Raw genomic sequence first — 13,097 nt, forward strand, 5'->3', positions numbered from 1 at the left:
CATCCTACTCAGCTTCTTCTGTTACCATGGCAGACAACATCTGCTTGTGAATCAATCGGTTTATTGCGACTTCGCCAATGTCGGCGCAGTACGAGGCTATCCTTTCGAGGTGCATGAGCAATAGTACCAGACTCGGTCCAAGCCCTTTCTTCGCAGTCTCCACTTGGGCAATCCTCCGGGCCATCTCATGTGCTCGACGGACCAAGTCGAATGACTCGTCGTCAGATGAGACTGTCACTGTGTCCTTTCTCTTTGGTCGGTCTGTGGAGAAGAACACCCGAGCAGTGTCGTCGTACACTTCGGCGATGCCCTCGCCAATCTTCGCAATTGACTTGTCCACACCGCCCAGTTGGATCAACTCAGATGCAGCTCCACACACATGGTCCGCCACTCTCTCAATCTTCTTGGCAGCCACACTGAAGTGAAGGCAGTCCGCTGCGGACATCTCTACTCTGCGTGCGTACGCCGTGTCCGTCAGTGCGAGATGGCACATCCGCTCCACAAAGTACCGATGTCTGTCCACATCGTTGTCACGCGGCTCGATTCTGTGAACGTCATCCAAGACGTTTGTCTTCATTGATTCCACGAGGACCCCGAGCATGTACTTGGTCGTCGAGAACTGACGCTTCAGAATAGGCATGACCATCTGTTTCTCACTTGTGTCGCTCACAGTCACATGGTCAACAGACTCATCCAACACCTCGAAACCAGGCAGCCGATGAGTCCACTCGCTTATCCTCTCTCTCATCGACATGTCAATGGGGCCATTGAATCGTACTGACACGCTTGAGGCGCCGACTACATAGGCGCCCGTAAGCATACTCTCGATGTCCGCGCTCGTCTGAGAAGTGACACTCAGTACAGCATCCTGAGCATGCCGAGTACCACTGTCTGGAGGAATCACCAGAAGTGCTCCGTCTGGCAGAGCCTGCAGTCGCACCTCCGAGTCCTTTGTGAGACCATGCTGCTCACACCAGGGCCGCGGAAGGTAAACATAGAAGGAGTTGCGCACCTGATTAAGACGTCGCGTACTCATTGAGTTGTCGGACCCGTTAGTCAAGTGGCGTGACTGCTGCATTTATACCATTCCATCTGCTATGTAAGCAGGGCATGTTCGTGCGTGCATCAGAAGTAGGAGGTTTCGGTGCTGAATCATATGCTACAGCTGAAAGCATATGCAGTAGCAGAAGGCAGTGAATGCTTTGCGCATAGAATAACTACGCCGGCAGAAGGCCGACCCTCAACAAGAAAAGGAGATTCACACATGAAAGGAAACACCGGAATAATCGTTGGCCTGCTCATCGGCCTGATTGCCGGAGCTGGAATAGTGCTTGTAGTCAATACTGCACCGGCTCCTCAGCAATACGTGATCACAACGGCGGGCTCGACAACGCTCTATCCGCTGTCGCAGCAGTGGGCAACGAAGTTCCACGAGCAATACAGCCAGTTCACTGTGAATCCAGCGACTGGTGGGTCTGGACTTGGTCAGTCTCAGGTGGCACAGAAGCTGATACACATTGGAGCTAGCAGCTCGTATCCAGATGCCAACTACCGAGGCAACAACACGAACGTGAGAATCATCCCCGTGTCTGCTGACGCTCTGGGCATTGTGGCAAACCCATCTGTAAATGGTTCAGTGCTCAGGCTGGACTGTGACATGGCAGTGGCCATCTTCCAGCGCAACGTCACCACATGGGAGCAGTTTGAGACCACCTTCGGTGTCAGCATCGCAGCGACTGGTGCCATCAACGTCTATGTCCGGTCTGATGCAAGCGGCACAACCGCGACCTTCGGCAAGTGGCTGAAGACCGCCGGGGCAAATCCCAATCCCCATGCCAACTACACTTGGCTTCTCGGAGACCACGAGTCAATCACGTGGGTATCGGGCACAAATGCCGTCGAGGGCAATCCGGGTGTGGCCAGTGGCGTCGCCTCGGACCCCAATGGCATAGGCTACGTTGGGCTCGCCTTCATGGAAGGCCTGACTCCAGCAAAGCTCTACAACCCGACCAACCACGAGTATGTCGATCCATCCATCGAGAACGCTCTAAAGGCCCTACCGCCAGTGTTGACAAACCCTGGTGCGAACCTGTTCAACTCAGCGAACGCCGGCGCATACCCCATAGCACGACTCCTGTACTATCTGGTTCACATCGAGAATGTTCCATGGTACGTGCTGGTGTTCATGAACTGGGCTCTTGCTCAGGGTCAGAAGTACATATCCGAAGTGGGTTACGTGCCCATCAATGGTACTTCGGTCCAGATGTATTCCTTCGGTCAGATTGCTCAGCTCGCACCAACAGCATAGACCGGAGAACTGTAGATGACCAAAGTCTGGGGACGGTGTCTTGACTCTCACCACCCCCGGACAACTCTTTCTTCTTACATCCTGCACCACACTGATTAGTGGATCAGCAACCCGTTGTATTCATAAGTCCTAGGAGGTGTCCAAACCCATGCTCCAGGGTAATGAACGCCGTGCAAATCTGATCACGACACTGAAGCTGAAACTGACCGAGCTCTCCAAGGCCGTCAGAAGCATCCGGTCCCTATCGAAAGCGGCGGCAGTCGACAAGGTCGGCAAGATGATTCTGTTCGTCCCCGCTTTAGCATGCACATTTGTCATCGCCTTGATTCTTGCGTTTCTCTGGTACGAGTCCTCGACCATATTCGCCTCGCCACAAGGGGGCGTTGCGATACTGGTGAGCCCCACATGGGATCCTAACCGAGACCTCTATGGCATATCGGTGTTCATTGCCGGCTCGTTCATGTGCAGCCTTTTGGCGATAGGTATGGCAGTACCGCTCGGTCTTGGTGCGGCCGTCTTTCTCAGTGAGTACTGCACACCTAAGATTCGTGACATGTTCAAAGTGGTTGTCGAGATGATGGCGGCTGTGCCATCCATCGTGTACGGGCTCTGGGCCTTCGCTGTGATGGTCCCATGGATAAAGGGCAGTCTTGCACCTGCAGTGCAGAACAATCCGTTGACAGCATGGATGCCCTGGTTTCAAGGAACAACAAACGGGTACAGCCTTCTTGCAGGGGGGCTAATACTGGCCGTCATGTTGCTTCCCACCGTGGTTGCAGTGTCGGACGATGCGCTTCACTCCGTTCCGATGAGTTATCGAGAGGCTTCATACGCCCTCGGTGCCACAAAGAGTGAGACCGCTCGTAGAGTCGTGATCTCAGCTGCGCTGCCGGGAATAGGCGCCGCAGTGGTACTCTCGCTTGGTCGCGCAGTGGGAGAGACAATGGCTGTCCTAATGGTGACCGGCAACTCTGCAAGTATCCCTTACTCACTCTTCGACCCCTGCTATGTGATGACGAGTGTCATAACAAACCAGTTGGGCTATGCGTTCGTCTATGACCTGTGGAGGTCAGCCCTGTTTGCAGTTGCTCTAGTTCTCATGCTCATGTCAGTCTGTTTCACCATAATAGCCAAGTTGGCAATCCGTCACGGTATGAAGACACGGGGGCTTGTCTGAGATGCAGACGGAGAACAACCATTCACCGGACACAAGGAAGACTCTGATCGGCTGGGTTCACATGATACGGAACGGGACAAGACGCATTCACAGGCCCAAGTCGTGGAGACACGCAAAGGACAAGCTGTTCACAATCCTCCTTGCACTAGTGCTGCTGACTGTTGTCGCACCGTTCTTCATGCTACTGTACCATGTGGGTCTTGTGGGCCTCTCCGATTTGCTGGGTTCAGGTACGGGCCAGGGGCTGGAGCTGTTCACGACCTTTCCGGGCGGTGACCTCAAGGGTGGAGTGCTCAATGCGATAGTTGGTTCTATGCTCCTTGCGGTGATTGCAGGTTCTGTCGGTATACCGTTGAGCGTGTTCGGAGCCGTGTACATCACCGAGTACTCAAGACCCGGACTCGTCAGAAGCGGCGTGGAGTTCGCAGCGGACGTACTGGCGGGCATTCCCTCAATCGTGTTCGGTGCCTTTGGTTTCACGTTCCTTGTTGTGTATGCCGGGCTGGGAGTGGGCCTCATCTCGGGAGGTCTGACGCTGGCATTTATGATGATTCCTACTATCCTCAGGACCACCCAGGAGGCACTCAGGCAGGTTCCTATGTCTCTTCGAGAAGCGTCTCTTGCCTTGGGCGCAACAAGATGGTCCACCACTTGGAGAGTCTCAATAAAAGCCGCGTTTCCGGGCGTCATCACGGGCGTCTTGCTGGCGCTGGGACGTACAATAGGTGAGACTGCACCGCTTATCTTCACCGCAGGCAACAACCTCGGGATTCCAAATCAGATAGTTGGTCCCGGCTCATGGGTCGCATCACTGCCATACACAATCTGGGCGTACATCACCGACCCGCGGCCATACCTTCAAGTCAGAGCGCACTCGACAGCCCTGACACTTCTTCTGATTGTGCTGACAGTGGACATGGTAGCCAACATAGTGTCGAGAAAGGTCACAAGGAGACTGGTATAGACGTTGTCAGAGACAGAATGCTATGTGCGCAAGATAGAAGTACGCAACCTCTCAACGTGGTTTGGGAAGAAACAGGTACTCAAGGACATCACATGTTACTTCAAGGACAGGACCGTGACAGCCATCATGGGGCCGAGTGGCTGCGGTAAGTCCACGTTTCTGAGGTCAATCAACCGTCTGAACGACCTCATTCCAAACTTTAGGATGACGGGCCAGATCCTCATCGAAGGAGAGGACATCTATAGCCCTCAAGCCAACGTCTACGGTCTGCGTACCAAGGTTGGCATGGTGTTTCAGCGTCCCAATCCGTTCCCCATGAGCATTCGAGACAATATCACATATGGTCCCAGAATCCATGGCGTTGACAACGAGGACGAACTGGAGAAGATAGTCGAGCGCTGTCTCAAGAAGGCGGCGCTCTGGGATGAGGTCAAGGACCAGCTTGACCAACCCGGACCAAATCTGTCAGGGGGCCAGCAGCAAAGACTGTGTATCGCCAGGGCACTGTCCATCAATCCTCCGGTTCTTCTGATGGACGAGCCCGTATCCGCACTCGACCCGATAAGCGCCTCAAAGATCGAGGACCTCATCATGGAGCTCAAACAGGACTACTCCATAGTGATGGTGACACACAATGTTCAGCAGGCACTCAGACTGTCAGACCAAGCAGCATTCCTTTATCTGGGAGAGCTGGTCGAGTTTGCAGAAACCTCTCGATTGGCCGAGGCTCCAGAGGACCCGAGGACTGAAGCCTTTCTGACAGGCAGAATCGGTTAGGTGGTGGCATATGAAGACAAGAACGCAGACATACATTGACAGGATAGGCACGTCAATCCAACAGATGCAGGAACTCGTCTCAGAGGCGTTCACTCTCAGCATTGAAGCATTCAAGGGCCTCGACAAGGAGACCGCGCTGAGGGCACAGGAGATCTCCTTCAGGGTGGCAGAAATGGCAGACGCGATTGAGGAAGATGTGTTTCAGACGATAGCGCGGCGTCAGCCCGTGGCTCGGGACCTCAGGGCTCTGGCCAGCTACAACTTTGTCGCACTGCACCTCAGTCGCATCGGCAGGTATGCATACAAGGTGAGCCACATCGTCAAACTGGCCCAGGGTCTGAGTCACTACAAGGAGCTCATCTCGATTCCTCAAATGACGCAGAACGCCATCGAGTGCCTGAACATTGCAGTCAAAGCCCTGCTGGAAGGAGACCTCTCCAACATAGCAGCACTGGAGAAACTAGAGGCTGAGACCGACGGTGAAACTGTCGAGATGTTTCACGAGATAACGGAGTACCTGAGGAAGAGGCAGGACATAACCCTGATGAGCATGTACTACATGATAGTCGGGAGGTACTGTGAACGAGCCGCCGACCATGCCTTCTCAATAGCCGAACGTGCTGTCTATGTTCACACTGGGAAGCGGGTACACTTGGGTCTCGCCTACAAAGGAAAGTTCGACACGGCGCCGCACTAGTGCCTATGAACATGCAACACAGCCCTATCTCCGAGATGCCATGTATTCCTGTATGGCATCTACAAGCCCAGTGAACGCAAGGTCAACATTTCTGTTCTCTTTGGCGGAGGTCTGGATGAGGCGAACGGCGTGTTTCTCTGCAAGGCGCATGACTTCGTGGGGGTCGAGCTTTGACTCGAGGTCAATCTTGTTCTCAACAAACACACAGGGCACATTACCTGCCGCAGCGCGGAGGGCGTTAAGCCATCTGTCAACACCAGCAAGTGTTTCCGGTCTGGTCGTGTCGAAGACCATGAAAGCCCCGGCAGCGTTTGCACAGTATTGCTCTCTGAGAGCCGCAAGGGACTCAGTTCCACCCAAGTCCCAGATGATCAGCTTGTGCCGCATACCCCGCCGCTCGACCCGCTTTACGTGCAGGATGGCTCCAATTGTACGACCGATATCTGTGCTCAGGCTGTTGTAGACGTACCTCTGGACCAGAGAGGTCTTGCCCACCTCAGAGTCCCCGAGAAGTACGACTTTGGATACGAAGTCGGCATCGGTCTCGAACACGCAAACACCTATGCTAGTACTGACAAACCGCCATAATAAGTGTGCGGAATCACATGCGCTTTGGAGAGTGCGGGCTGGTCCTTTGTCTGGCTCGTTCCATTATCTCCACGGTCATCTCACGGAACGCAGTCTCCACATTCGTATCGTCCTTCGCGCTGGTCTTGATGACCTTGACGTGGTACTTTGAGGCTGCTTGTTCAGCCTGTCCGGGTCTGAGTCTCGACTCCAAGTCCACCTTGTTCTCAATGATAACAAGCGGTATGCGGCCTGTCACAGCGAAGAGAGCTTCGATCCAGTCATCGATTCGGTCAAGGGTCTCAGGGCGTGTGGTGTCAAAGACAAAGAACGCTCCGGAAGCATTCTGGTAGTACGCCTTCCTCAGCTGGGCAAAGTCGCTCTGGCCGGCGATGTCCCACACAACAAGCTTCACTCGCAGACCGTCGACTTCCAGAGTCTTAACGTGGATGTCCGTACCTATGGTTGCAAGGTACTCGCCCTCGAACGAGTCATACACATAGCGACCAACAAGGCTGGTCTTACCTACTGCGCCTTCGCCGAGGAAGACCAACTTGTAGAGGAAGTCCACGCTTTGGGGCAAATGACCGACCCTCCGGTCTGGAGTCCGTAGAATGAAGAACAGATTCAGTCTGATAAGAGTATCGCGGAAGTGGTGTCGGCGACATATGTACACACAAGGGCCGAATCCGTCTCACGAGTGGTCTCAGTCTTCCACCTCAGTACTGTGAGTGGCACACGGATGGCTTTGCGTGCTACACTCGCGGGGTTAGCAGCAGCTGCCCAGAAGCTGGACGGTCTTGGACATCGCTGCGTGGTGCATGTATACCTCCGTGCGGGAACGGAGAGCTCGGTTGGCTCGACACATCATGAGACCTCAAGGAGTGACCCCAGTGCCGTATCCTGGGAGTGACAAGACTCCTGTGTCCAACTCTGTCCAACTAAAAATGAACGGTTCAGGCAGTACGACGACCACTCTGCACACTACGGACCTGACTGTGGCAGCAGAGTCAGAAGGACCAAAACTGTGAAAAGACCCTTCGACGCAAGATAGTCGATTTCGCATGGAGATAGGAACCTTCGCCCGAAGCAATGAAGAGATCAGGACGGCCATGGCAGATCGTCCGGACTTCGTCGAGTTGAGACTCGATGTGTCGCACAGGTTCAACTACGTGGAGGCTCACAGGGAACTCAGCTCAAATGGCGTGCGGTGCACTCTGCACCTACCAAGCGACCCGGGCTGGCACCCCACAACAGTGAGCCAGGGAATCGCTCCATATCTGAACATTGCAAGACAGGTTGAGGCGGATGTGGTGACGTTTCACTCCACGCTTTCGAGCCTGTTCTACGAAGATGAGGATATAGATGACTTCCTCAGCTCGATTGGACTGGCCTGTGATGCAGCACGTGAGACGGGGGTTGTCCTGTCAGTGGAGACCCTGGGCTCATACTACACGGAGTTCACGCTTCTGTTCGATGCGAACCCGAATGTTCGGATGACGCTTGACATCGGGCATGGGCAGATACTGGCGCACAGGAACAGAGCCATAGGACACATTGACTCGTTCTTCGACCGAATTGTCCTTGTCAACGTCCACGACAACAGAGGCGAGGAGATGGTCCAAGAGGTGCTGCGACTGAAGAGAGAACGCAATGTCACTCGTGAGGAGATGAGGGAGATGGTGCGCCGATACGACACTCATATGCCGATAGGTGAGGGTTCAATCGACTTTCCGTCAATCTTCCGCAGCCTGAAGCAGCACGGGTACAACGGGAAGTTCCTCATGATGTGCGAGGACCAGAAGGCGTTCAGCAACGAACGTGAGAAGTTTATGAAGATGTGGCAGGAGTCCTAGCCTCTAGCGAGAGAGTCGACAAGCTTCTGGACCATGGAAAGACCGCTGTCATCGCCCGACTTTGAGAACAGGGCCTTCGCTATCCGGATTATACGTTGCGCTTCGTCGTACTTGCCCTGCACAACCATGAACCTGGCCTCCTTGAGTCGTGCGTCGCCCATTGCACTGTATATCTCAGGTGCGTACTCGAACATGTCCTTGCTGATGACTGCTCCGCACTTCGGACAGGTGGACACTAGATCCATATCAGACTCGATGGCGGGTGTGGGTACGTGGGCTTCGTCGGCGCCCTCATCAGAGTAACGCGACGACCTGAACTCGCCCAGAATCGCACTATCGACTGCAGCAGGCGAGGACTCTTCCGCAATCAGGTCCTCTTCCGCAGTGGCCCCGGGCCGCACGAACGACGACCGGGAACCCAGGATGCGTTCCTCGGCTCTTGCAGACGCGGGTACCGCTTCCTCTACTGGTCTTGTCTGGTCTGAAGGGGAGAGCTGTCGTTCCTCCGCCGGAGTGGTCGCCGCAGTTGTCGACGAGGGTCGCGGGCGGACTGCTGGAGAAGGCGTGGGTTCAGGTTCCTGCTCAGACCCGGACTCCATCAACATTCTGACTTCGCTTGCCCTAAGCATTCGCGACTCCACCACCCCGGACCCACTCTCCTCAATGCCGTACTCCATTGCCTTTGCGAAGATCTCCTTTGCCTTCTCACTCTCAGACTTGCCTCTGGTTGTGGAAGCAATTCGCACACGGTCTCGTGGAACCTCGGATGGACGGACCCACCTGTCATCAGTGGTTGGCGGTGGCGGCTCGGCAGCTGCTGCGGCTGCTGCTCCAGCTGCTGCTTCCTTCTGTGCCTTCACTGATGCACCAGTTGTCACTCTTCCCAGTTCGGGTACCTCTATCTTCGGCTTGGGTGGCGCTGGAGCTGCTTCCTTGATGGGCTTCAAAAGTGAAGCTCCACATCTGATGCAGTACTTCCGGGTCGGTTGGTTGGCCTTTCCGCAGTTTGGACATGTCTGCATATTGACACCAGCAGGTCCTCTCTCTCAGCTTAGTATGAGGTGCACCGTCAGATAAACCTGCTCCATGTGATTCCGAGAAGAAGATAAGGTGGGGATGATGTGGATGGGCCAGAACTACAGTGACAGACCACATTCCCGCCTGCGCGTGGTCAGTGCCTATCTCGTACAGACCCACGCGTGAGGGCAGACCGAGGCGAGTGCCAGCAGGAATGGTCCTGAAGATGATTCCGTCTCTCTTCAGGCTGTGGAAGATCATGAGGCTTGCCGGCAAAGGGACTGAGCCGCCTCTTGGTTTTGACGCGCTGCACTCGGTGAACGACGGGTGTAACCAAGGCGTGCCGATTGGCGGGCTCGGATCTGGCAGCATCGGTAGGACACTCAGAGGGGACTTTGCAAGATGGCACCTGCGCATCGGCAGACATGAGTACTGTCCGTCACTACCTAATCAGTTCCACATCAGAATCGAGCGTGATGGAGAGAGATATGTTCAGACACTCAACCCTCGACAGAGGAGCAAGGGCAGACTGTCTGCGTGGCAATGGGCCATGGACACGACTCGCGCCAAGTATAGTGCGCTGTTCCCGAGAGCATGGACCGAGTACGACTTCTCGGACAAGGGACTACGGATGGTGTGCAGACAGATGTCCCCCGTGTGGGGTCACAACTATGTTGAGAGCTCCTATCCGGTCGGTGTGTTTGTCTGGACGCTGACCAACGTGGGCTCCACCGAACTCTCAGCCTCCATAATGCTGACGTGGGAGAATGCCATCTCGCCCACCCGCGAGCCGATGGATGGAGACTCCGTCAAGGTGCATACGAAGACCGAAGAGCGAGTCATTCTGGAACTCGGTCACGACAGAACAGGTGTCGATGGCCCCGTGACATTCGGGCTGGCAGTCCAAGGAGGCGAGGGCATAGTGCTGTCAGCATGCTCTCGCTTTGACACAGACGGGACGGGTGAAGACATATGGGAGGACTTCAGACTTCGCGGCGACCTCGACGATAGGCCGCCGTTCACTGCCTCCGGAAGGAGTGGAGCCGCGCTGTGCGCCAGACTGACGCTTCGCCCACGAGAGAGCAGAGAGGTCGTCTTCATTGTCAGCTGGGACATACCGCTCATGCGGTTCGGCAGTGGAAGGCAGTGGTACCGCCGCTATACGAGATTCTTTGACGCCAGCGGAGAGAACGCCGGCCGGATTGCGGAGTGCGCTCTTGAGAACTGGAGGCAGTGGGAAGAGCGGATTGTCGAGTGGCAGAGACCTGTGCTCAGCTCTGACAGTCCGGACTGGCTCAAGTCTGCCCTGTTCAATGAGATGTACTATCTTGTTGACGGAGGCACCGCATGGGAGACCGGCAACGATGAGACCGGCATTGCGAGAGAGGGCTTCGGGCACTTTGGTTATCTGGAGTGTTTTGACTACGCCTTCTACAACACCTACGATGTTCACTTCTACACATGGGCACTGGTGATGAACTTCCCCGAGATTGACAACTCAATCCAGAGGGACTTCGCTGATGCGGTGATGACCGAGGACAACACCATGAGAATGATGATCTTCGAGCGAGGAAAGGCGCCCAGGAAACCACTCGGCGTCATCCCGCACGACCTGGGCGCACCCAGTGAGGACCCGTGGTACAAGACGAATGCCTATCGTGCACAGGATGTCGGTCGCTGGAAGGACCTCAACACCAAGTTTGTGCTTCAGGTCCTGAGGAACTTCAGGCTCTCGCGCGATAGGGCGTTTCTAGAGTACTGCTGGCCTGCAGTCAAGAAAGCAATGGAATACATCGACTCATTCGACACGGATGGGGACGGGCTGGTGGAGAACGAGGGGTTTCCTGACCAGACCTATGATGTCTGGACCATGACGGGCCCGAGTGCGTACTGTGCCGGACTCTACCTCGCAGCATGCAGCGCGATGGTCGCCATGGCGAAGGAGATGGGAGAATATGAAGTGGCTGCCAAGTACGCGGATGTCCTCAGCAGGGGCAAGACAGCGTATGTCCAAAGACTCTGGAACGGGCGCTATTTCAATCTTGACGCAGGAACCGGGGGACACAGCGACAGTGTCATGGCAGACCAGCTGGCAGGACAGTGGTACGCGCTGGCCACGGGGCTGGAACCCATCGTGGACATTGAGAAGACACGGATCAGTCTCGAGACCATCTTCTCACTCAATGTGATGGGCTTCCGAAACGGCCTCATGGGCGCGATGAATGGAATGCGTCCTGACGGCAGCATTGACAAGTCGTGTATGCAGTCAGCAGAGGTCTGGACAGGCACAACATATGCTCTAGCCGCACTCATGGTACATGTCGGCATGCTCGAACAGGCGCTCAAGACCGCCGAGGGCGTGAGTCTCGTCACATACAGGGACAGGGGATACTGGTTCAGGACACCAGAGGCATGGACTGAGGATGGGGACTTCAGAGCCACAATGTACATGCGCCCGCTGGCAGTGTGGGCGCTCGAACACGCCCTAAGACAAGTCCAAGCAGGGACTGAGTAGTGATGTAACAGTCAACACAACGCCGAGATCTCAGAGTAGCACCTCCGGAGATACTCCCTGTCGCCGTCATGTGATGCAAAGACTCCCTCCGGCGGGACCAGTCGTCCACTGTCATCAACTCATGGCCCATCCACGTCCCTCTTTCACACTGGAGGAGAACGTATCTGTCGCAGCTAAGTTAATCTCTGAGGTCACGTCATGTTCTTGCTGGTGAGAATCGTGAACAGACTATGCGTGGTTTGTTTCTCCCTTGCGCTGACCGTCATTGGACTGTTTGCGCTGGGACTGGGTATCGTTGGAAGCCTTGTATCGCCGCAGGGCTTCATGGGCGTGCTCGAACCGTCTGGTATCCCTCTCGTGCTGCCTCTGGGGATTGGCGCGCTAGCCACGTTGTTTGGCCTCTTTCTCCTAGTCAGCACTATACGGACCGGGTCAATGATGGACAAGGTTGTCGCGGTGGCAAAGGCTCACAAGCAGATAACCCTTGATGATATCTCAAGGCATTCGGGCGTCAAGCTACCAAAGGTTCGACCTCTCCTGTACAGGGCAGTCGCTCTTGGCCTGATACACGGAGAGGTCAGGGAGAACACTTTCTTCAGAAGCGAAGTCGCTCCGAAGGGTGAGAAGGTGACCATTGAGAGAGAGGTCATGGTTACCAGAAAGGCTCCTGAGAACTGCTACAAGTGCGGCGCCTCCATCAACCCACAGGAGGTCGAATGGGTCGGGCCAGATCAGGTCCGTTGCCCACACTGCGGTGCGACGATGTCCGTCAAGACAGAACGCATCTAAGGCACATATTGCGGAGACACCGTGGGCTGTGCATACTGTGCCCTCTCAATCGCACGCGCATAGGCCTCCGCAAGCTCATCCCCAATCGTTATCAACGTACAGACAGGGTCGCCTCTTCGGATGACAGACCCTGAGGGAGTTATGTCGATCGCACCAGGTATTCGTCTCAGGTCCGAGACTGTACCGCTCCTGGTCGCGTAGACAATCATCTTCACTCCGGGCCGGACTGCAAGCGGCGCTCTTGGCAATATGCCCCCGCAGGCGTTGACGTGCATATTGAGCACGGACCGACGCGAGGCAGACTCTAGCAGCTCAAGAGACCCCTGCAGCCGAGGATTGACTTCCATCAACCAGACCTCACCAGCCCGGTCAACCACAAAGTCAATCCCGTTTGATCCCCTGAGCCGGAGCGCGGAGCACACTTCTTCAC

The 13,097-nt window shown here is 55.4% G+C and carries 13 protein-coding genes; 8 read left to right on the forward strand and 5 right to left on the reverse strand.

What is annotated here, in order from left to right:
- Positions 1–4: 4 nt before the first annotated feature.
- Positions 5–1,060: a hypothetical protein gene (locus HXY34_12950; protein ID NWF97043.1), complete on the reverse strand. Its 1,056-nt coding sequence runs from the start codon at positions 1,058–1,060 to the stop codon at positions 5–7.
- 204 nt (positions 1,061–1,264) lie between these two features.
- Between HXY34_12950 and HXY34_12955 the strand changes: the two genes are divergently transcribed.
- From HXY34_12955 to HXY34_12975, 5 genes are all read left to right on the forward strand, one after another.
- The gene (locus HXY34_12955; GenBank protein NWF97044.1) at positions 1,265–2,308 is read left to right on the forward strand and encodes a PstS family phosphate ABC transporter substrate-binding protein; all 1,044 of its coding nucleotides are present in this window, start codon (positions 1,265–1,267) and stop codon (positions 2,306–2,308) included.
- Positions 2,309–2,456: 148 nt separating this feature from the next.
- Positions 2,457–3,485 (forward strand): phosphate ABC transporter permease subunit PstC, encoded by a 1,029-nt coding sequence (gene pstC / locus HXY34_12960; protein NWF97045.1) that lies wholly within the window; start codon positions 2,457–2,459, stop codon positions 3,483–3,485.
- A complete protein-coding gene (pstA, locus tag HXY34_12965) occupies positions 3,478–4,449 on the forward strand; it encodes a phosphate ABC transporter permease PstA (protein NWF97046.1) in 972 nt (323 codons plus the stop codon). The genes pstC and pstA overlap by 8 nt, the downstream gene beginning before the upstream one ends.
- 24 nt (positions 4,450–4,473) lie before the next feature.
- Positions 4,474–5,226, forward strand: a complete 753-nt coding sequence (gene pstB / locus HXY34_12970) for a phosphate ABC transporter ATP-binding protein (GenBank protein ID NWF97047.1) — start codon at positions 4,474–4,476, stop codon at positions 5,224–5,226.
- Between the two features lie 10 nt (positions 5,227–5,236).
- A complete protein-coding gene (locus HXY34_12975) occupies positions 5,237–5,923 on the forward strand; it encodes a hypothetical protein (protein ID NWF97048.1) in 687 nt (228 codons plus the stop codon).
- 24 nt (positions 5,924–5,947) lie between these two features.
- Here HXY34_12975 and HXY34_12980 read toward each other — a convergent pair whose 3' ends face one another.
- Both HXY34_12980 and HXY34_12985 read right to left on the reverse strand, forming a co-directional pair.
- The gene (locus HXY34_12980) at positions 5,948–6,475 is read right to left on the reverse strand and encodes a GTP-binding protein (protein ID NWF97049.1); all 528 of its coding nucleotides are present in this window, start codon (positions 6,473–6,475) and stop codon (positions 5,948–5,950) included.
- 49 nt (positions 6,476–6,524) lie between these two features.
- The gene (locus tag HXY34_12985) at positions 6,525–7,073 is read right to left on the reverse strand and encodes a GTP-binding protein (protein ID NWF97050.1); all 549 of its coding nucleotides are present in this window, start codon (positions 7,071–7,073) and stop codon (positions 6,525–6,527) included.
- 481 nt (positions 7,074–7,554) lie between these two features.
- On the opposite strand from HXY34_12985, the gene HXY34_12990 reads away from it, so the two are divergent.
- Positions 7,555–8,346, forward strand: a complete 792-nt coding sequence (locus HXY34_12990) for a sugar phosphate isomerase/epimerase (protein ID NWF97051.1) — start codon at positions 7,555–7,557, stop codon at positions 8,344–8,346.
- Here the strand turns inward: HXY34_12990 and HXY34_12995 are convergent.
- Positions 8,343–9,368, reverse strand: coding sequence for a zinc-ribbon domain-containing protein (locus HXY34_12995; protein NWF97052.1), 1,026 nt, complete (start codon positions 9,366–9,368; stop codon positions 8,343–8,345). The two genes, HXY34_12990 and HXY34_12995, sit on opposite strands and share 4 nt — an antisense overlap.
- A 209-nt stretch (positions 9,369–9,577) precedes the next feature.
- Here HXY34_12995 and HXY34_13000 point away from each other — a divergent pair, with 209 nt between their 5' ends.
- Both HXY34_13000 and HXY34_13005 read left to right on the forward strand, forming a co-directional pair.
- Positions 9,578–11,878: a glucosylceramidase gene (locus HXY34_13000; GenBank protein ID NWF97053.1), complete on the forward strand. Its 2,301-nt coding sequence runs from the start codon at positions 9,578–9,580 to the stop codon at positions 11,876–11,878.
- A 198-nt stretch (positions 11,879–12,076) separates the two neighbouring features.
- Complete coding sequence (locus HXY34_13005; protein NWF97054.1) at positions 12,077–12,667, forward strand: hypothetical protein; 591 nt, start codon at positions 12,077–12,079, stop codon at positions 12,665–12,667.
- On the opposite strand, the gene HXY34_13010 is transcribed toward HXY34_13005, so the two are convergent.
- Positions 12,664–13,097: ATP-grasp domain-containing protein (locus HXY34_13010; GenBank protein NWF97055.1), on the reverse strand; the 434-nt coding region annotated here is incomplete at its 5' end. The two genes, HXY34_13005 and HXY34_13010, sit on opposite strands and share 4 nt — an antisense overlap.

This window comes from Candidatus Thorarchaeota archaeon, assembly GCA_013388835.1.
GTDB lineage: Archaea > Asgardarchaeota > Thorarchaeia > Thorarchaeales > Thorarchaeaceae > JACAEL01.